Below are 18,292 nucleotides of genomic sequence, written 5' to 3'. Positions count from 1 at the left end.
TGACGCTGTAAGTCTTATCACTACGTTTAAATACTTTCGCAGCGTCACACACCCTACGTAAAAAATATGCCAATTGCGTAAGTCCTAGAAAAATCAGGACTAAAGTCCTTACTACAAACTTTCTTATCCCTCAATTCAAATTTGATGGACTACTACTTACCTATCACCTCTTGTTTTTGAGCTAATGTCTGGGTAAAAGATGCCTGATCGGGAAATACTTCAAAAACCCTTGCTGTGTCACTAAGGTCTAGAATCATCCTAATTTGATCATTGAGTGAAGAAAAAACCAGTCTTCCCTCTTTTTGTCGAACTGTTTTCAGTGTCAAAAGCAGAGTTCCAAATCCAGAACTATCCATAAAGGTAATTTCTTTGAAATCAATCAGAACTGTATTTATACCTGATTGAATAATCTCTATCACTTCTTGATAAAGTTTTTTACCTTTTCTTCCATTAAAAATTCCACGAGGCTGAATCACTTTGAATTGTAATTTGTAATCCATACTCTATCCTTGCTATTTTCCCCTGTCTCTTGACTAATGATTAATAACTAGCTTTTTCTTCAGCAATAGACAATTTATGTCTCCAGATTCACGAGTATAACTAATGATCCATTCATATTCTTTTCTAAGCTTTAGTAAGAAGATACACCCCCAATGAGCTTCATGGTCTAAGGGGTTAAATGTGCGATCGCTAACTTCTTGATGGAAATTTTCTAAAGCCAGCTCGAAATCAAAAATATCGCCTTGATCCCAAATGCAAATCTCAAAAAATTCCTGAGATATTTTTACGGTCAAATCCACAGGGGTTTCAGGACTTAGATGGCTATGGGCATGGCGTACCACATTGGTAAAACCTTCAATTACAGCAGTTTGGGCTTCTAGCCACAATTGATAAGTTACTGGTGTGTGGTTGAATTGCTCAAACCATTCTACAATTGTTGCCATTGCGTCAAGGTTACTGGCAACTTGTAGTCTAGAATTATGGATCAATACATCTATTTTCATTAATGTTTATACTGCCCCTGAATCTTTGTTGAAGACAACAATTATTGTTTTCAAAATTAGTTTGAAATCATAAAGCAAGCTCCAATTATCTTGATAGCGTAAATCTAGTTTAATTACATCCTCAAAATCACGAATTTTTGAGCGACCATTAACTTGCCATTCGCCACTGAGTCCAGGTCTAACATCTAGCCTTTGCCAATTTTCAATCTCGTAATGTTCTAACTCATCGGGAGTTGGGGGACGAGTACCAATTAAACTCATATCTCCGGTGAGAATATTCCAAAATTGGGGAAATTCATCAAGGCTTGTTTTGCGAAGAAAGCGTCCTACACGGGTAATTCTGGGGTCATTATCATTCTTGAAGAAAGCACCAGAAGCTTGGTTAGCAATAGTAGCTTTGAGGGCTTCTGCATTCGTTACCATTGAGCGAAACTTCCAAATGCGAAACCGCCGTCCCATCCAACCGCAGCGAGTTTGGCTAAATAGTATAGGCCCAGGACTATCAAGTTTAATAGCGATCGCAATCGGCACAAATAACACGGCTGTCACACCCAACCCAATCATTGCACCCACAATATCAACTGCACGCTTGACAGGCGATCGCACCGAAGGATGGGTTACGGGTGGACGCTTGTCTGTCTTGCGGTTGAGAGTGGGGATAGTTGCTTGTGTATTGGTTTCAATGTTCAATATTTTATCCAACCCTACCAAGCCAAAGGCTAATTTAACTTGCTCATTCACACTCCACAGAACTAATTCCACCTTTTTAGTCTGTGCTAATTTGAGGTTAGTAATCATTGAACCAACACCACTACTATCAATAATTGTGGTTTGTCCAAAATCTAAGATAATTTTGTTGATAGTAGAGTCTTCCAAAAAACTTTTAAACATCTCCCGGAAAGCAACCGCCTCTAGGACAGTTAATCGGGGTGGCATCTGTACTAATAGAATGCTGTTTAAGCGAGTAGTAACTAGAGTTAATTTTGCCTTGGAATTAGAAACTACCATTGTTATACACCTACCTGTAATTGATTGAAAGTTTGACCAAATCTGTCTTCTAAACTATTGCAAAGTGCGATCGCTGAAGCCTGAGACACATCAGAAACCGATACTTGTCTGGGGTTATCAATAAATCGCACCAAATCACCAGGAGACCAAGCAACAGGAACATTGATTTGGGATAATGCTAAAGCTAGTTCTACTTGATGATCATCAACGTGTTCTTGAAACTGCTGACTGCGAGAAACCAAAATATAAGGCTTATCCAGGGAATCCAACAGCAGTAAAGTTCCTTCCCCACAGTGTGCAATCACAATTCGGGCTTTGTGAATCAAGTCTTGAAACTTCTCTTCCTTGAGGAAACGATAAACCCTAGCACCAGCCGGTAAAATCGTCGAGTTCCCATACTGAACCACAATTTCCTCTTAAATTAATTCAGTTTGTAATAACACCTCAATCCAGTGCATGAGGCGATTAAAGGGGTATTGTTCTGTGCCAACAGTGACTAAAATCATAGGGGTGTAGGGGTGTAGGGGTGTAGGGGGTGTAGGGATGTAGGGGTGTAGGGGTGTAGGGGGTGTAGGGATGTAGGGGTGTAGGGGTGTAGGGGGGTGTAAGAGGATGCTTGAATTACGAATTACGAATTACGAATTGATTAACTCTCTTGGGGACTGATGAGTTCAGCTTGAGGATAACGGGCTTGTAGTTGTGGCCACTGCACATATAGAAGACTGAGAAAAGGTAAAACTAGTCTGGCGGATAAACTCAAAGTATGAATCCGGGTTACAGATTCGATAAATACTGTCTGACTACCAAAGAGTTTCCCCATAATCAAAAAGGGAACAGCCACACCAGCCCCCGTAGAGACAATTAGATCGGGTTTAGTTTCTCGAATGACTTTAAAAGCTAAGTATAAATTTCTCAGCAAATTAGGAAAATTGCGGTTAGTAGGACTATAAGCCCAGTAAACCGTTTCCTCATTCAGAGCAGCTTGTGTAGTTGCTGTATTAAAACTCACCCAAACTCGATCATAATTTTCCCAAAAAGAACGCAATTGTTGAAGACCTTTAAAATGTCCACCGGAAGAGCAAACTAATAATACTTTCATAGTTGATTTGGCCATTATTTATTAGTCAAAAGTCTAGAGGAATAATCTACAGACTGAATATTTACTCATCACTCATCACTCATTACTCATTACTCATTACTCATTACTCATTACTCATCACTCATTACTCATCACTCATTACTCAGCACTCTTAACTTGTTCATGCTGGATACGTCGTTTTTGACTTGTACCAGTGATTTGCATCATCAATTTTTCTAACCACTGGTAAGCAGATTGGGGTAAAATCCAGAGTAAATATGCAGCACCACAAGAGATTAATGTGCGGCGAGGTTCTTCTAAAAGAATCCGCCAGTGTATTTTCAAAGCTTGGTGTAATAGACTGACAGCAATTTTAGGCGATCGCTGTCTGGTTGCTCTCCTGGCTAAATACCGTAGTTGATAGGCTCTAGCCTTATTACCCCATTTTTCCACAAATTCAGGATTATAGACCTGAGTTTTCACCAGAATCTGCTCCCAAGATTCATATTGCTTGATAATATTGGCTGATAAACCCCCCATATTCACCCGATAAAGAGTCAAAGCTTCCGCTATACCTTCGATTTTCCAGTTAGTTTGCAGAGCAATCCTGAGCCAGCATTCAATATCTTCAGATTGACGGAAGCGATCGTCAAAGTAAAAGTCTTCCACTTCACCATAGAGATTCTCCTGAAACTTAATCTCTCGCAAAACATCTCTGCGAATAACCACCGAAGAACCATTACTGATAGGATTACGACAGAACAAATATTCTGGTGTAATATCAGTCAACTTAGGCATTTGATAAATTCCCAGAGGTTGACCCTGATCATCAATAAAACTAGAACGAGAAAAACTCACACCCACCGTAGATGAACGTTCAAAATGATCAACGTGCTTCGCTAACTTCTCCGGTAGCCATAAATCATCACTATCAACAAAAGCCAAATATTCCCCTTGTGCGTGACGAATCCCGGTATTTCTCGCCCCAGCCAAGCCCCGATTCCGTTGATGAACAAATTGTATCCGCCCATCATCAAATTGCTGACAAATCTCAATACTCTTATCTGTGCAACCATCATCAACAATAATAATTTCAAAATCCTTAAATGTCTGCGCCAAAACCGATCGCAAAGTTTCAGCCACAGAACCCGCAGAATTATAAACCGGAATAATTACAGATACTTTCATAACTAATTCGTAATTAACTCTTCTCAACTCTTACTCTCTGCGCCTCCGCGCCACCCTGCGGGAAGCCGCAAAGCGTCTACTGCGTGCAAAAATCCCCTCCATCAACCACACCCCCAACACAGCCACCAGAGTTAAAAAACTCCGCCGAGGCTCATAAACCAACAACCGCCAATCAGAACGCAAAGCGCGAGTCATAAAATCAACCCCCACATCAGCAGGTACTCCCAGACGAAAAGCCCGCCGAGCCAGATAACGCAAATGCACAGCCTGAGCCAAAGCAAAATGACGCTCAACTAACGCAGGTGCATAAACTCTCGCCCTGTCCACAAGTTGATTCCAACCTGCTTCCATGTGATATAAATTAGATGAAAGCCCACCAGAACTAGTACGATACCGAGTCAAAACCTCGTCAATACCTGCAACTTCCCAATCAGTACAACTAACTCTCAGCAACCATTCCAAATCCTCAGAAAAACTCATGTCTTTACAAAAGCCTCCCACCTGATGAAAGACTTCCCGACGCACTACCCAATTAGAAGTTGTCGTAGTGGGGTTTTCTGAAAGAAAGTATTCTGGTTTTAAATTACTTAAACGGGAACTAGAAACCTGTCCGGTTGGTTCACCCGCTTGATTAAGGATTTCCACCTGAGAAAAGCTTACCCCTAACTGGGGATGAGATTGAAAATGCTTCAGGTGTTGGTAGAGCTTGTTTGGTAGCCACTGATCATCTGCATCGAGAAAAGCCAGGAATTGACCTCGACTTTTTTCTACTCCCAGATTGCGGGCAGTAGAAACACCCTGATTGAGTTGATTGATTAGATGAATACGGTCATCTATAGTTTGATATTCTCCGATAATTGCCACACTGTCATCCGTAGATCCATCATTAATAATCAATAACTCCCAATCAGAGAAAGTCTGTTTTTGTACAGAAGCGATCGCCGCCCCTAAAAACTCAGCCGCATTATAAGCAGGTATAATCACCGATACCATTGGCTTACTAATTATCATCCCTTCCCCTCCTCAAATCAGAAACTTCTCCGCGTACCTCTGCGCTTACCTTTGCGCCCCTCTGCGTTTAAAATTCACCCCTCAATCCACCTTTTTAACCTAAGTTTGAGCTTTGAACTTTGAACTATTGAAAGTGTGCTGAGTTGCCCAAATAGTGTAAATTGGTTGGAGAATTAAATGGGTTGCCATAACTGCGATCGCAGCTCCTAAAATCCCCCATTGTGTCCCTACCCAAATCCCCGTAGCCAAACACACCGTAAACATCAGATTCCAACGCAATTCAATTTGTGTCTGACCAAAGGCGCGGAACATTAACGAAGCTGCATCAGCAAAGGGACGGGATAGGGCTGAACAACAAATCAGCATTAAAATGGGTACAGCACCTCTTTCTACCCATTTCTGCCCAAATATTAGGGGAATGTAGAAAGGTGCTAAACTCGATTGCAACACGACTAAAGGCACAATCATAAACGCGATTTTCCGCAGACTTTGCAGATAACGTTGGGCGAATAACACGGGCTGAGAGTTGAGGTTGCACAGGTCGGAGAATAACGAAAGCCGTATAGCATTTATTACACTTAAACTCATGCCTAATCCGGCATTAAATGCAAAATAATAAACACCTAAAGCTTCTAAACCAAGGAAACGACCAATTAACAGATAATCTATGTTTTCTCTAAAAATGGTGAGTAATTCGACACCAAGGATGCGACTAGCGAAAGATGTAATCTGTCGCCATTTAGCGAAGGTGACAGATTGAGTCATGCGCCAGGGATGATATTTAAAGGTGAGAATAATCCAGATGGGGGCTACTAAAAACTTAGGCAGAATAATCGCCCACATTCCCCAGCCAGAAAGGGCAAAAATCGCCGTTAAAACGTTGTCTGTAGATACTTGCACAGAACTAATCAAAGCCAAAATATTCAGGCGGTTTTCCCTTCTGATTAAGGCTGTTTGCACCATTGCTAGGGGATAAATCAGATATGTAATCGCAATCAGACAAATGGGTAAAATTAAATTTGAGTTACCGTAAAATTGTGCGATCGCTAATGATGCTAAACACTGCACGATAAATAACACCCCAGCAATTACCCAATTCAACCCGAAGGCGGTACGACATAACTCTTCTACCTCGCTAGCATCGGCTTGGACTATTTTGTCTGCAATCCCATTACGGGTAAACACGCGAATAAATTCGTAAGTAGTCAGAACAATTGCGGCGAGTCCATAATCTTCCGCACTGAGAAACCGCGCCAGAATGACTGTAGTAAACAGGCGAAATACCCGAATAACTAACTCGGAAGCCCCCATCCAGCCAATATTACGCACGAAGCGGTCTTGTTTGAAGACTGCTAAAGTTTTGGCGATCGCTTTCATGTCACCGCCTCTAGTAGCTGTTGCCAGTTAGATATGTAACTATCCCAAGCATTGATAGCAGAAGCTTTTCCCTGTTCTCCCATCTGGGCTAATTCAGCAGCAGGTAAATCAACTAATTCCTGAATTGCTTTCGCTAGTGCTACTGGATTTCTTGGTGGTATAAGTCGATTAGATAGTTGATTGACGGCATCGATTAAGATATCAAAGCCTTTTTGAAAGCAGAATCTTCCATATACACCGATGATGAATGGTTGATCTATAAGCCTGGGTTTGGGGGGAACAGCTAAGAAATTATCTACAATTCTGGAGGACTGAATTAGGGCGATTTTTTCAGGCGGTAGTAATCGGTTTTTGGTCAAGCCCATTCCTTGACCGCCTATGAGGTGGGAAATTTTTGGTTTCATTTTGGTGGGGGGGGGATTGGTTCACGCAGAGGCGCAGAGAGGGAGAATGAGGAGTTATTTTGAGTTTTTGAGTGCTTGGTTATAGCATTGGTGGAAGTCTTGTTGGACTTGTTGGCGAATTGTTTGATGGTTGAAGGTGGTGGTGGCTGTGGCGGCGATCGCATCCATACAGTTATCGGGGTTAAAGTCTTTGAGGTTGCACCCAGGAATGTCTAAGCGTTGGGTTAGGTCTTTGCCTTTGTTGGAATAGTACAAGTTAAAGGGCGTTCTGCCGCTTGCTAGGGCTAATACTGCTGTGTGATAACGTATGGCGACTATTAGGCGACTAATCGCTAATGCACCCATGACTAGTTGCCATGTGGGTATTGTATTGGTTACTCCAAAGGGGTTGAAAATTTTGAGTCCTGGTACTTGTTGGGCGATTTGTTCTGCTACTGCTAGGTCGTTATCTGCTCCGTAGGCTTTAGATTGAATTAGTAATACGGGTTGATATCCTTGTTTTTGGCAGTTGCGGCTGAGGGTAATTAATTGATGTTGAAATTTTTGATTGTCATGGCTGTACATTGAGTCAAAGGCGCGGAGGGAAATTAAGGCGGCTGTTTCTGGTTCGATTTCTAATGTTTGAAGGATTTCTCTGGCTGTTTGTTTGGCTGTTTCACTAACTGAGAGGGTGAAGGCGACATCAAAGGATAGAATTGCTGATACTCCAGCTTGGGTTAAGCGTTGATGGCTTTGGGCATCTCGGACGCAAACCGCAGCCAAGCGACGTAAGCAAAACGCTAAGGCCTGAAAACTTAGGCCATGACACGATCGCGGGATTGATTGTCCAAATAAAAATGTTTTTTGGGGCGATCGCTGTAATTGCAGTAAATTACGAATGAAGGCTTTGGTAATTAAACTTTCGCGGGCATTGTTGAATATATCGCCGCCTACGCTAATATAGCCGTCACACTGTCTCATTTCAGGGACAAGCTGTAAACCTGGAATGTCCTCTGGTTCTAAGTCTTGGAATTTAGCTACAACTTGAGCATCATCTGCTAGGGCAGTTAAGGCACTGTAAATTGCTGCATCACCAATATTTAAAGTTGAATAGGTATTTACTAGACCAATCGTGAGTCCCATTAAATCAGTTATCAGTTATCGGTTATCAGTTACCAGTGTCTAATTTTGATGACTGGTATAATATCCTTATACAAAGCTTTTTGTCTTTATCCGAATTGATAGTATAAATATTTTCTCGCTTATCACTTAAAAACGCCTTAAATAATGCAAGAGTAAAATCACTGATAGGCAATAATTACTGTTGGTATTTAGTCAGCATTTCCACTGTTTACAAGCAAAATGCAGGGTTTATTAGTTAGTTAAATAGATTAAAAGGGTATTCTGATTTTGAATTCATACGGTTTATATTTTTTACATTTCGTATAGGTTAATAGCATCATTGAAGAACTGTAATTTTAACTAGATAAAAAGAAGCTTTTTGTAACGTTATGCAATTAATACTTAAATATTTTCAGGGTCAATGTTCAAACATATAATTTTCCATGCCATATTCATAATTTTGAGTTGGACAACACCCAGTTTTGCTTTACCTCTATCTCCTGGCGATCGCGTTAAGGTGATCATTCCTGAAGGGGAGGAGTTTAGTGGCATTTTTGAGGTCAATTTAGAGGGAGATTTGGAGATTCCCTATTTATCTCCTTTACCTGTGGTGGGGTTAGAACCAAAGCAAGTTGAGGAAAATCTCACTACAGCTTTGATTCATGGGGCTTTCTTCCAACCCTCGTTTTTGCAAGTAAACGTGAGGGTGGTGCAGTGGGCTTCAGTGGAAGTCTTTGTCAGTGGGGCGACATTTTTACCGGGACGGGTATTTATTAATGAACTCTCTCCAGGTGATAGAACCCAACCCCCGGTAGCAGTGGCGGGACAATATCCCCCTAACCGTTACTTGGCGGTGGCTATCCGCGATGCTGGTGGAGTTAAACCTAATGCTGATATTAAACGCATTCAATTGATCCGCGATAGAGAAACCCGGATAGTAGATTTGTCTGGAATTTTAACCGGTGAACCCTTTGCAGATATCCCACTCATTGCAGGCGATCGCATTATCATCCCCGATTCTGGCAAGATGCACAATGAGTTAGTCCGTCCTTCACCAATTACCCCCATTGGGGTGAAAGTCTTCCTCTCGAATGTGACTGAACCAGATCCTAGTAATCCTCCTCCTGATGGCGTATCTTTTGCTTATGGTGCGCGTTTTTCTCATGCGGTGGCTGCGGCTAACTGTGCAGGAGGAACACGGGGAACTAATGCAGCACGTAAAGCCGTACTGGCGAGAACTGAACAATTAACAGGGAAAACTACTTACATAGAGCGGAGTGTCAACAGACTGCTTATGGATACGAAAAATAATGATGCTAATAATCCCTTTTTAATGGGCAATGATATTGTCGTCTGTTATGACTCCAAAGTAGTGGAATTTCGGGACGTGATCCAAACCATTCTTAACCCTCTCTCAATTCTACGAAATATATTCAGATGACAGAACGACGCTTGATTTTTCCCCTAGCAATCATTATCGGTATTGTAAAAGCCCGATGGTTGCGTTATGGGGTGCTGAGTGTGTTGGGTAATGTTCTGATCTGGGGGTCAACAATCCAGTATTTAAAAGTGACGAAACCAACCTACACTAGTGAGTTTGCGCTGATTTTAACCGGGGCTAGTTTTGGTGTGAATGTTAACCTACCAGAAATTGGTCAGGCTTCTTCCTTTAGTGCTTCTGGGTTGGGTAGTTCTACTTTCGATCCTAGAGCTAATTATGAATATATTTTTACCAGTGAGCCAGTATTAAAGGCAGCAGCTGCGATCGCTAAAATGCCAGATGAGTCATTCAAGCCCCGGATCAAACTGTTAGACAACACTACCATGATGTTGTTTGAGATGACAGGTAAAAGTCCAGAGGATGCACGCATTAAATCTTTGGCTCTCTATCAAGCAATGGTAGATCGCATCAATGCTTTACGGGCTGAGGAAATCAGTCAGCGTGGTCAACCTACGCAAAAAATCTTGCTTTCCACTCAAAAGAAACTCGAAGAATCTCAAACACGGCTGTCGGAATACAAAGTACGCTCTGGCTTGAGTTTTCCTGATCAAGTGGGTAATCTCTCTTCTAATATTGAGCAGTTGCGCCGACAACGTGCAGAGGCTACAGCCCAAGAGCAACTTACCAGCAAAAGAATGCAGCAGCTGATCCAAGATTTAGGACTGACTCCCCAAGAAGCAGCCGATGGGTTTTTGCTCCATGCAGACCAAATCTTTCAAAAAAACCTCAAGGACTACAGTGAAGCGACAACAAGCTTAGAAGTTTTAATGACTAAGTATGGTGATAACCATCCCCAAGTTATTAAGGAAAGTAAACGTCGTGAGGCTGCTTGGATTGCTCTTTTAGACCGCAGTAAATTCCTTACACGTAAACAACTGACTCCAAACACACTAATCCGTTTAACTTTAGCAGTGAATGGGTCTGGCAGGGATACATTATTCCAAAGTTTAATAGTTTACCAATCTGATCAAAAGGGACTCCTAGCTCAGATTAAAGCTTTGGACTCCGAAATTGCTCGCCTAGAGAGGCGTTTAGATAGTCTATCTCAACGGCAATCTATCTTAGAAAATTTGAAGCGAGATCAACAGATTGCCGAAGCTGTCTTTGCTTCCACACTAACCAAATTAGATTTAGGCCAAGGAGATATTTTTTCGGCCTATCCTTTGATACAGATGGCAATGCAGCCTAGTTTACCAAAAGACCCCACAACTCCTAAAAAGGGCTTGATTTTCGCTGGGGCGGCCGCTGGTTCAGTTTTTTCTACCCTCGGTCTTTTAATATTGTGGATTCGTAAACCTTGGATAGATAAGCTTGCTAATTGGTTGTCTTGAGGATAGGGAACAGGTGACAGGTGACAGGGAGTAATGAAAAAATTTTTTAAGTTAGAACATGATATTCAGCCGGAGAATGTACCGGAAAAAGTGGTATGGTGGGCGATCGCTAACACCTACTTTATTTGGGTTTTTGGTGGACTATATGTTGTGGGGTCTGTTTTGTGTTGGGTGCTGCTACTATTTCTCTTAATTAAAATCCTGGCACAGACAAAAGACACCCCACCAGAGGAGAAAATTTCTATTCCCTTGTCTATCTGGGTGTGGATTGCTGGGATGTTGGCGATGGAAGTAGCCTTGGTTGCTGGACATATGGACTACAATCTGCCAACTAGTTTAATTATTAAGTCTTCCATTGGTTGGGCTAAAGGTTGGGCTGCATTGGCTCTTTATCCCTTGGCGGGTTGTTTAAAAATTCGCCCACAAATTATTTATCGGGCTGTTTGTGTTGTTGGTTTTCATACGTTAATAATTACCCCTTTTTTATTGTTAACTCCCATGCTGCACTTGCCCCAAATCTTATATGTCTCACCATTAAAAGCAGTAGGAGGGCCGGGTAATGAATTTTTTGATGTCCCTCTCTATGAAATTGATGGTAGTACAGGTGATTTGCGTTGGCGGCTATTTACCCCTTGGGGGCCAGCTTTAGGTTTTGTCGGCAATGTTAATTTTATGTTGGCCTTGCAAGAAAAAAATAAAAGATGGCGGTGGTTTGGCTTAATCGGATCTATAATCATGTGCTTCGTTTGTAAGTCTCGCATGGCTCAAGTTTGTATTGTGGCGATTCCCTTGCTGACAACGGTTTTATCTGGACTGGCTCGCCCAATGATCTTAATTGGACTAGGAATCACTAGTTACCTGGGGGGGATTTTCTCGCCATCGATTATTTTAGCTTTTAATAATTTTTGGGATGGTTTTAAGGCTGCAAGGGCGGGTTCAACACGGGTACGTATGGCTTTAAAACGGATTGCGGTTTATCGTTGGCATACTGAAGCTCCAATTTGGGGACATGGCATAGTTGAAGCCGGGCCTCACCTAGTAGAATATATGCCTATTGGTTCTCACCATACTTGGGCAGGTGTATTGTTTGTTAAGGGCATTGTCGGGTTTATCGCCATAGCTGTACCAATGGCTTTCAGTTTCGTTGATTTGTTAATTAAGTCTTTAGATCCCAACCGTCCCGCCGCTAAAGTTGGCTTGAGTATTTTGATGATTCTATTTCTCTATACTTTTGGGGAGAATTTAGAGATTTTAGTCTATCTATACTGGCAAGGACTAATAGTTATGGGCATTGGTTCTCAAGAAAAGGGGGAAGCAAGGTATAAGCAAGTTGGTAGTAAGGACTTTAGTCCTTAGAAAAATCAGGACTAAAGTCCTTACTACAAACCGTTTAGGTTTTTTCGCCAACATAAATGCCCAAAGAACGCGCACTTTGTACTAAGTAACCATCGGGATCTACGTGTAAGGGACTTTGCGCTACAGCTTCTTGAATGGGAACAGCAACAACTTCCCCATGTTGCCAAGCTAGCATTTGACCAAATTGACCTTTAGCGACTAAATCAACGGCTGCTTTACCGAAAACGGTGGCTGTTAATCGATCAAGTGCCGATGGTATACCACCACGCTGAATATGCCCTAAAACAGAAACTCTAGTATCTATAAGATTGCCGCTACAAAGAGCAATCTGTTCGGCGATGTATTGACCTTTGCCGCATTTGGGAGGGGGGAGAGTAAGGATTGGGGAGTTGGGAGCGGGGGAAGAGTTTGTGGTGTTGGACATATCTTCCATACACAACTTTGCTCCTTCGGCGACTACAACGATCGCAAATTTACGTTGCCAGCGATCGCGCAATTCTGCTATATGTTGACATAATCCCTTAATTGTGTATGCTAGTTCCGGGATTAAAATCACGTCTGCACCGCCAGCTATGCCAGAGTGGAGTGCTAAATGTCCGGCTGTGCGTCCCATAACTTCCACAATCATCACGCGATCGTGACTAGCGGCTGTGAAAGTTAGACGATTGATCGCATCAACAATTGTATTTACAGCAGTATCAAACCCAATGGCTCGTTCTGTGAGGGCGACATCATTATCAATAGTTTTGGGGATAGCAACTAAATTCCAATTACCTTGGGTAGCAAGTTCATTAATAATACTTAAACTTCCATCACCACCAATGGCAATCAGCGCATCCAAAGCCAACGCCTCATAACTGGCAAGCATCTCATCTATATGAGCTAAGGTATCGCCTTTATTAATTGTGCCTAAAATTGTGCCACCCATATTCAGTAATGGGTCAATACCCCGCAAATCCCAACCGTGCATATTAAGTGCGATCGTTTGACGCTCAAGCAACCCTTTGGTCGCATAGGGAATACCTAACACTTCCCAATCATAAGTAAGTGTCGCATGACTGACAACTGCGCGAATCACACAATTCAATCCCGGACAGTCACCGCCGCTAGTTAGAATGCCAATTCGTTTACGCATAGTAAATAATTCGTAATGGGCTAACGCCCCGCTCTGCTAACGTAATTCGTAATTCGTAATTAGGGGATTGGGCATTGGATATGACTTGCTGTCTCCCTTGTCTCTCCTACACCCCTACACCCCTACACCCCTACACCCCTACACCCCTACACCCCTACACCCCTACACCCCTACACCCCTACACCCCTACACCCCTACACCCCTACACCCCTACACCCCTACACCCCTACACCCCCAGTCCCCTATCCCCTATCCATGATAATTAGACGGCTCGTAAATTCTGCCCCATTCTGGTTTATAGGTTTGCAAAGCTCGCATATATTGAGCGCGTTCAAAGGCACTGGGGTTAGGACAGTTTTTCTGGCTCATGCTACCTTGAAGCTGTTGTAAAGATTCGTATTCGTGTTTTTCCATCCATTCGCGCATTTCTTCTTCTATACACCGAATATGGTTGATACCATGCCGTAATAAAACAGAACACAGCATGGTGATGTTTGCCCCAGCCATGAGCATCTTGATAACATCATGGGCAGTATGAATACCACTGGTAGCAGCTAAGTTAGCATTGATCCGACCATAAAGAATGGCAATCCAGCGCAGAGGTAAACGCATGGCTTGGGGGGTGCTTAAGAGTACATGAGGCTTTACCTCTAGGGTTTCTAGGTTGATATCTGGCTGGTAAAAGCGGTTAAATAATACCAAAGCATCAGCCCCGGCATCATCGAAACGCTTGGCCATGTTTGCCATATTGGTAAAATAAGGACTGAGCTTAACAGCTACAGGAATGGATACGGCAGCTTTAACTACCTTTAACATATTGATATAGCTCTGCTCTATCTGTTCGCTTGTCAGTTGTGGATCAGTATGTACAGTGTAAATATTCAATTCCAACGCTGCCGCACCAGCTTGTTCAATCATTCTGGCGTAGTCAGTCCAGCCATCTAGTGAAGAACCGTTGAGGCTGGCGATAATGGGAATTTTTACCTTTTCTTTGGTTTTATAAATCAACTCTAGATATTCGTCAGGCCCAAGACGAAAGTTTTCAGGTTCGGGGAAATAGCTTAAAGACTCAGCAAAACTTTCTGTCCCATAGGTCAGATGATGATGCAGTTCGTGACTTTCCATGCTTAACTGTTCTTCAAACAGCGAAGGAAGTACGATCGCACCTGCACCAGCATCTTCCATCCACACAATACTATCAATTTCGCCCGTCAGGGGAGATGCTGACGGCACGAGTGGCGATCGCAGCTTCATCCCCATATAACTAGTTGTTAAGTCCATGTTGATATATTTCCTGGTTATGTTATAAAATTAACATCTCAATCAAGTTAACGAATGTATGGTGTAGGTTGCAAAACTCTAAACTTCTACACCCTCACAACTTGATACATTTAGCCATCGATAGACAACTTGAGCCACAGCCTCATTACCATCTATAGTTGCAAAGTTTCTCTTGTTCATCGTTTTGTCCTCAGAAATTTGGGGACTACAGCCTAGAGACATTCATTTTTGAAGTTAAGAGGAAAATTTGAGGAAGTTGTGAGGAGAATATTTCCCGCTCTACTCTCTGTGCCTTAGGGTTTCTGTGGTGAAATCAAGAGCTTTTCAACCACAGAGACACTAAGGCACAGAGAAATAATTAGAGATTTTATCGCCAAAAAAAATTTCTCCTGTAAGCCATTTCCTCACAAGTTCCTCAAATTTTTGACATAAATTTAAAAGTGTAGAAAACGCCAGCATTAATTGGATTACCTCAATAGCTTGCTTTATACTCACACTGGTTACAAATATACTTCAGTAAACATCTATGTCTTGTTATGCCTAGAACAAGATTTTGTTTACAAAGAAGTAATTTTTGTAGTCAAAAAGTTGTAGAAGTTAGCTGATGAGAATCCAATATCGTTATTGGGTTCATCGAAAAAGCGATGCTGGCTTTCCTCATTTACTATTTTGATGTAAAAATTCGAGATTTATAGCATTTTCTGCCCATATATTCAATGTTGAAAATTTTGTTTGAGAGATGAGGAAACATTAATTAAAATGCAGTTATCAGATAGCTAACATTAGCAATTCATTTTCAATTAATCGGTGTTTAAAACAAATTTAAAAGGGAAAATTTATGTCTACCTCTAAAAATTTACTGCAAAAAATCCAAAACTTAGGACAGCAATTAATTAACTATCTCTCAGGTGCAGTTTCTAGAATCTTTGGTGTGAGAGATGATGACTACCCAGCAACAGGTGTTCAGCCTTTTGAGGGGGATATACCAGAAAAACAAGATTTTTAAACATGAAGATTCTTAGTAAGAATTCAGGAGAAATTTTTCAATATTTTTTGTTCCTGAGTTCTTACTATTAGAGTTATCTGCAAAATTGATGACTCACTATTAGGAAGGTGGTAATATGGATATCGTCAGAAAAATTAACAATGAATTATCTGTCGCAGGGCAAATTACCCCAGAGCAATTTCCCCAAATTCTTGCTGATGGCTATAAGTCTATACTTAACCTGCGATCGCCTGATGAAAAAGGCTGGTTAGATGATGAACGAGATAAACTGGAATTTCTAGAATTGCGTTATCTTAATTTACCTCTTAAAGTTGAAGAAATTAACCATCAAACTACACGCCATGTCTTAAATACCATCAATGAATTACCAAAACCTGCTCTGATTCATTGTGATAACTCAATCCGTTCAGCCGTAATAGCATTATTGTATATTGCGACTAAACAAGGTATCACTTTTGAGAAAGCAATTGAATTAACAGCTAATTTAGGATTAATATAATGTTATTTGCCGAATTTTAACCAAATATTTGATTTTTTATTTATCTTCTGCCTCCTAACTTATTTCCTAAAAACCTGAAAATCCTGATATCTCAAAGATGTCGGGATTCTGATTATCACAAACTATTAAACCTCTTGCATAAATCCTTAACCTGTCATGTTGAGAGAAGCGAAACATCTCAAAAGAACCTGTCATGTTGAGCAAAGCGAAACATCTCAAAGGATGCTGTCATGTTGAGCAAAGCGAAACATCTCAAAAATTGTACGTTTCATTCAGAATGACACATCTCATTTTCAGAACTGTGCAAGAGGAATATTCTAAATCGTTATAGTTTCCTGTATTGTAGAATACAAATTAACTTAAAGTTTGATCTATATCTCAAGTAGTAGTTGCTTGATGCTAGTGATGGAAGTATGGCTATAAACTTTTCGTTATTCTTCACAGTTAGCACCCTGTATCAAGGGATTTCCCATGAAATTGATTTTATACAATTCTTTAAATAATATCTGCTGCTGATATTGATTTAAGAGTGATTTTTAGTGGTTTAATAATTATGTTGGCTGTTTTGTACTAAATACTAAGATTAGCTAACTCTCAGGATAAATGTAGATTTGCAGTTTACTTCAACTTTGACAATTCGCAGCTTTAGGGTAGAAGCAGTTTCTTAATCTATTAATTAAGTTGATTGCTCTAATCCAGTGCTGTCAGTAAGTCGTGAGTATCTAAAGTGAATATAGAATTATTTATCCAACGAGCCGAAGCACTACACAAGCAGCTAGCAGATTTATACCAAACTGCCAGCGTTTTGCCGTGGATTCCACCAGATTTACTACCGCAAGCTTTTAAGGAACTCTATAGTAACTCGAAAATGGTACAGTTAGCGGCGGAAGAACTTTATCAACAAAACGAGGAACTTTTACAAACAAGAACTCAATTAGAAGCTGAACGCTTACATTATTACAATTTATTTGAATTTGCACCAGATGCTTATTTTGTTACTAATTCAGAAGGCGTTATTCAAGAAGCTAACCTAGCCGCCGCTAAGTTGCTGAATACTACCAAGCAGACTTTATTCGGTCAATCGATGATTAACTTCATCCGCATCGAAGAGCGAGAAAGTTTTCGCAGCGAAATAACTCAGCTATTTCAATCTGATAGAGGTAAAGAGTTAGTATTACGTTTACAGCCAGATGATGGTGAACCTTTTGATGCGGCTTTGACAGTAGCAGTAGTTCGCAATCAACATGGTAAACCAACATCTTTGCGCTGGTTATTGCGTCAGATTAATCAACATCATTTAAATGATTTAGGATTAATCAATCGTGAAGAATACCTCAGTCAAGATCGCCCCATATATACCTATACTAAAGGTGAAGATATTCCCTTGAATCCTTTAGTAATTTTCTATATTTGCCAAGGTTTAGTGAAATTAAATACTTTCTGTGAAACAGGTGAAGAAATTTTAGTAGGTTTAGCAACACCACAAATGGTATTTGGCTCTAGTATGACATCTTTACCTATTTATCAAGCTACAGCCTTGTCAGATGTCAAATTAGTATCTATTCATTTAACTGAAGTAGCTTTGAATCCGATATTAAGTAATATTCTGTCACCAAAAATCAATCAACGGTTAAAGCAAACTGAATCCTTGTTAGTTATTTTTGGCAAGCGACGAGTAGAAGATAGATTATATCATCTCTTACAGTTTTTGAAACAAGAAATTGGCGAACCAGTAGCAGAAGGAACTCGTTTAAATCTTCGCTTCACTCACGAAGAAATTGCTAGCGCGTGTTGTACTACTAGAGTCACAATTACAAGATTGATAGGCAAATTGCAACAACAAGGAGTAATTAGTTTTGACTCGAAAAAACATATGATAGTTAGAGAGTGCTGAGTAGGGAGTGCTGAGTGCTGAGTAGGGAGTGATGAGTGATGAGTGCTGAGTGCTGAGTAGGGAGTAGTGAGTAGGGAGTGATGAGTAGGGAGTGGTGAGTAGAGCGCATTTTGTCAAG

19 protein-coding genes are annotated in these 18,292 nt (G+C 41.0%); 7 read left to right on the top strand and 12 right to left on the bottom strand.

Translation table 11 applies throughout. The annotated features are described in order from the left end of the window. Positions 1 to 152: 152 nt before the first annotated feature. The 10 genes from L6494_RS11770 to L6494_RS11725 all read right to left on the bottom strand — a co-directional run bounded on the left by L6494_RS11770 (position 153) and on the right by L6494_RS11725 (position 8,192). The gene (locus L6494_RS11770) at positions 153 to 500 is read right to left on the bottom strand and encodes an STAS domain-containing protein (protein ID WP_237995023.1); all 348 of its coding nucleotides are present in this window, start codon (positions 498 to 500) and stop codon (positions 153 to 155) included. 33 nt (positions 501 to 533) lie between these two features. Beyond that, the gene (locus tag L6494_RS11765; protein WP_237995021.1) at positions 534 to 1,004 is read right to left on the bottom strand and encodes an ATP-binding protein; all 471 of its coding nucleotides are present in this window, start codon (positions 1,002 to 1,004) and stop codon (positions 534 to 536) included. 6 nt (positions 1,005 to 1,010) lie between these two features. Continuing rightward, positions 1,011 to 2,012: a sugar transferase gene (locus tag L6494_RS11760; protein WP_237995019.1), complete on the bottom strand. Its 1,002-nt coding sequence runs from the start codon at positions 2,010 to 2,012 to the stop codon at positions 1,011 to 1,013. Positions 2,013 to 2,014: 2 nt separating this feature from the next. After that, on the bottom strand, positions 2,015 to 2,419 hold the full coding sequence (locus L6494_RS11755) for a glycosyltransferase (RefSeq protein WP_237995017.1): 405 nt from the start codon (positions 2,417 to 2,419) through the stop codon (positions 2,015 to 2,017). Between the two features lie 239 nt (positions 2,420 to 2,658). Beyond that, the gene (gene pssD, locus L6494_RS11750; RefSeq protein ID WP_237995015.1) at positions 2,659 to 3,111 is read right to left on the bottom strand and encodes a PssD/Cps14F family polysaccharide biosynthesis glycosyltransferase; all 453 of its coding nucleotides are present in this window, start codon (positions 3,109 to 3,111) and stop codon (positions 2,659 to 2,661) included. A 138-nt stretch (positions 3,112 to 3,249) separates the two neighbouring features. Beyond that, on the bottom strand, positions 3,250 to 4,278 hold the full coding sequence (locus L6494_RS11745; protein ID WP_237995013.1) for a glycosyltransferase family 2 protein: 1,029 nt from the start codon (positions 4,276 to 4,278) through the stop codon (positions 3,250 to 3,252). 30 nt (positions 4,279 to 4,308) lie between these two features. Further along, entirely contained in the window at positions 4,309 to 5,289 is a 981-nt protein-coding gene (locus tag L6494_RS11740) for a glycosyltransferase family 2 protein (RefSeq protein WP_237995011.1), read from the bottom strand. A 99-nt stretch (positions 5,290 to 5,388) separates the two neighbouring features. Beyond that, positions 5,389 to 6,666, bottom strand: coding sequence for a lipopolysaccharide biosynthesis protein (locus L6494_RS11735; protein ID WP_237995009.1), 1,278 nt, complete (start codon positions 6,664 to 6,666; stop codon positions 5,389 to 5,391). Beyond that, positions 6,663 to 7,070: a glycosyltransferase gene (locus L6494_RS11730; RefSeq protein WP_237995007.1), complete on the bottom strand. Its 408-nt coding sequence runs from the start codon at positions 7,068 to 7,070 to the stop codon at positions 6,663 to 6,665. The genes L6494_RS11735 and L6494_RS11730 overlap by 4 nt, the downstream gene beginning before the upstream one ends. Positions 7,071 to 7,124: 54 nt before the next feature. After that, positions 7,125 to 8,192: a polysaccharide pyruvyl transferase family protein gene (locus L6494_RS11725; protein WP_237995004.1), complete on the bottom strand. Its 1,068-nt coding sequence runs from the start codon at positions 8,190 to 8,192 to the stop codon at positions 7,125 to 7,127. Between the two features lie 400 nt (positions 8,193 to 8,592). On the opposite strand from L6494_RS11725, the gene L6494_RS11720 reads away from it, so the two are divergent. The 3 genes from L6494_RS11720 to L6494_RS11710 are packed head-to-tail and all read left to right on the top strand — an operon-like array spanning position 8,593 to position 12,359. Then, positions 8,593 to 9,612 carry a polysaccharide biosynthesis/export family protein gene (locus L6494_RS11720; protein ID WP_237995002.1) on the top strand — a complete coding sequence of 340 codons (1,020 nt, stop codon included), beginning with the start codon at positions 8,593 to 8,595 and terminating at the stop codon, positions 9,610 to 9,612. Next, entirely contained in the window at positions 9,609 to 11,003 is a 1,395-nt protein-coding gene (locus tag L6494_RS11715) for a GumC family protein (protein WP_237995000.1), read from the top strand. The genes L6494_RS11720 and L6494_RS11715 overlap by 4 nt, the downstream gene beginning before the upstream one ends. A gap of 33 nt (positions 11,004 to 11,036) precedes the next feature. Continuing rightward, entirely contained in the window at positions 11,037 to 12,359 is a 1,323-nt protein-coding gene (locus L6494_RS11710) for an O-antigen ligase domain-containing protein (protein ID WP_237994998.1), read from the top strand. Between the two features lie 34 nt (positions 12,360 to 12,393). Here the strand turns inward: L6494_RS11710 and L6494_RS11705 are convergent, their stop codons facing one another. Further along, the gene (locus L6494_RS11705) at positions 12,394 to 13,494 is read right to left on the bottom strand and encodes an ATP-dependent 6-phosphofructokinase (protein ID WP_237994996.1); all 1,101 of its coding nucleotides are present in this window, start codon (positions 13,492 to 13,494) and stop codon (positions 12,394 to 12,396) included. Positions 13,495 to 13,574: 80 nt separating this feature from the next. Here L6494_RS11705 and L6494_RS11700 point away from each other — a divergent pair, with 80 nt between their 5' ends. Then, the gene (locus tag L6494_RS11700; protein WP_237994993.1) at positions 13,575 to 13,760 is read left to right on the top strand and encodes a hypothetical protein; all 186 of its coding nucleotides are present in this window, start codon (positions 13,575 to 13,577) and stop codon (positions 13,758 to 13,760) included. Here L6494_RS11700 and L6494_RS11695 read toward each other — a convergent pair. Next, positions 13,744 to 14,775 carry a dihydroorotate dehydrogenase-like protein gene (locus L6494_RS11695; protein ID WP_237994989.1) on the bottom strand — a complete coding sequence of 344 codons (1,032 nt, stop codon included), beginning with the start codon at positions 14,773 to 14,775 and terminating at the stop codon, positions 13,744 to 13,746. The two genes, L6494_RS11700 and L6494_RS11695, sit on opposite strands and share 17 nt — an antisense overlap. 838 nt (positions 14,776 to 15,613) lie before the next feature. On the opposite strand from L6494_RS11695, the gene L6494_RS11690 reads away from it, so the two are divergent. From L6494_RS11690 to L6494_RS11680, 3 genes are all read left to right on the top strand, one after another. Continuing rightward, a complete protein-coding gene (locus L6494_RS11690; protein WP_237994987.1) occupies positions 15,614 to 15,781 on the top strand; it encodes a hypothetical protein in 168 nt (55 codons plus the stop codon). 115 nt (positions 15,782 to 15,896) lie between these two features. Next, complete coding sequence (locus L6494_RS11685; RefSeq protein WP_237994985.1) at positions 15,897 to 16,280, top strand: beta-lactamase hydrolase domain-containing protein; 384 nt, start codon at positions 15,897 to 15,899, stop codon at positions 16,278 to 16,280. Positions 16,281 to 17,007: 727 nt separating this feature from the next. After that, the gene (locus tag L6494_RS11680; RefSeq protein WP_237994982.1) at positions 17,008 to 18,174 is read left to right on the top strand and encodes a PAS domain-containing protein; all 1,167 of its coding nucleotides are present in this window, start codon (positions 17,008 to 17,010) and stop codon (positions 18,172 to 18,174) included. Positions 18,175 to 18,292 lie beyond the last annotated feature (118 nt).

This window comes from Nostoc sp. UHCC 0870, from assembly GCF_022063185.1.
Classification (GTDB): Bacteria; Cyanobacteriota; Cyanobacteriia; order Cyanobacteriales; family Nostocaceae; genus Trichormus.
The sequence above is the reverse complement of the archived record's forward strand: the minus strand, read 5'-3'. Positions and strand labels throughout refer to the sequence as shown.

What these genes read in the sequence shown, in the direction of transcription:
- L6494_RS11770 (WP_237995023.1), bottom strand. Translation starts at nt 500, where the DNA reads ATGGATTACAAATTACAATTCAAAGTGATTCAGCCTCGTGGAATTTTT.
- L6494_RS11765 (WP_237995021.1), bottom strand. Translation starts at nt 1,004, where the DNA reads ATGAAAATAGATGTATTGATCCATAATTCTAGACTACAAGTTGCCAGT.
- L6494_RS11760 (WP_237995019.1), bottom strand. Translation starts at nt 2,012, where the DNA reads ATGGTAGTTTCTAATTCCAAGGCAAAATTAACTCTAGTTACTACTCGC.
- pssD (WP_237995015.1), bottom strand. Translation starts at nt 3,111, where the DNA reads ATGAAAGTATTATTAGTTTGCTCTTCCGGTGGACATTTTAAAGGTCTT.
- L6494_RS11745 (WP_237995013.1), bottom strand. Translation starts at nt 4,278, where the DNA reads ATGAAAGTATCTGTAATTATTCCGGTTTATAATTCTGCGGGTTCTGTG.
- L6494_RS11740 (WP_237995011.1), bottom strand. Translation starts at nt 5,289, where the DNA reads ATGATAATTAGTAAGCCAATGGTATCGGTGATTATACCTGCTTATAAT.
- L6494_RS11735 (WP_237995009.1), bottom strand. Translation starts at nt 6,666, where the DNA reads ATGAAAGCGATCGCCAAAACTTTAGCAGTCTTCAAACAAGACCGCTTC.
- L6494_RS11730 (WP_237995007.1), bottom strand. Translation starts at nt 7,070, where the DNA reads ATGAAACCAAAAATTTCCCACCTCATAGGCGGTCAAGGAATGGGCTTG.
- L6494_RS11725 (WP_237995004.1), bottom strand. Translation starts at nt 8,192, where the DNA reads ATGGGACTCACGATTGGTCTAGTAAATACCTATTCAACTTTAAATATT.
- L6494_RS11720 (WP_237995002.1), top strand. Translation starts at nt 8,593, where the DNA reads ATGTTCAAACATATAATTTTCCATGCCATATTCATAATTTTGAGTTGG.
- L6494_RS11715 (WP_237995000.1), top strand. Translation starts at nt 9,609, where the DNA reads ATGACAGAACGACGCTTGATTTTTCCCCTAGCAATCATTATCGGTATT.
- L6494_RS11710 (WP_237994998.1), top strand. Translation starts at nt 11,037, where the DNA reads ATGAAAAAATTTTTTAAGTTAGAACATGATATTCAGCCGGAGAATGTA.
- L6494_RS11705 (WP_237994996.1), bottom strand. Translation starts at nt 13,494, where the DNA reads ATGCGTAAACGAATTGGCATTCTAACTAGCGGCGGTGACTGTCCGGGA.
- L6494_RS11700 (WP_237994993.1), top strand. Translation starts at nt 13,575, where the DNA reads ATGACTTGCTGTCTCCCTTGTCTCTCCTACACCCCTACACCCCTACAC.
- L6494_RS11695 (WP_237994989.1), bottom strand. Translation starts at nt 14,775, where the DNA reads ATGGACTTAACAACTAGTTATATGGGGATGAAGCTGCGATCGCCACTC.
- L6494_RS11690 (WP_237994987.1), top strand. Translation starts at nt 15,614, where the DNA reads ATGTCTACCTCTAAAAATTTACTGCAAAAAATCCAAAACTTAGGACAG.
- L6494_RS11685 (WP_237994985.1), top strand. Translation starts at nt 15,897, where the DNA reads ATGGATATCGTCAGAAAAATTAACAATGAATTATCTGTCGCAGGGCAA.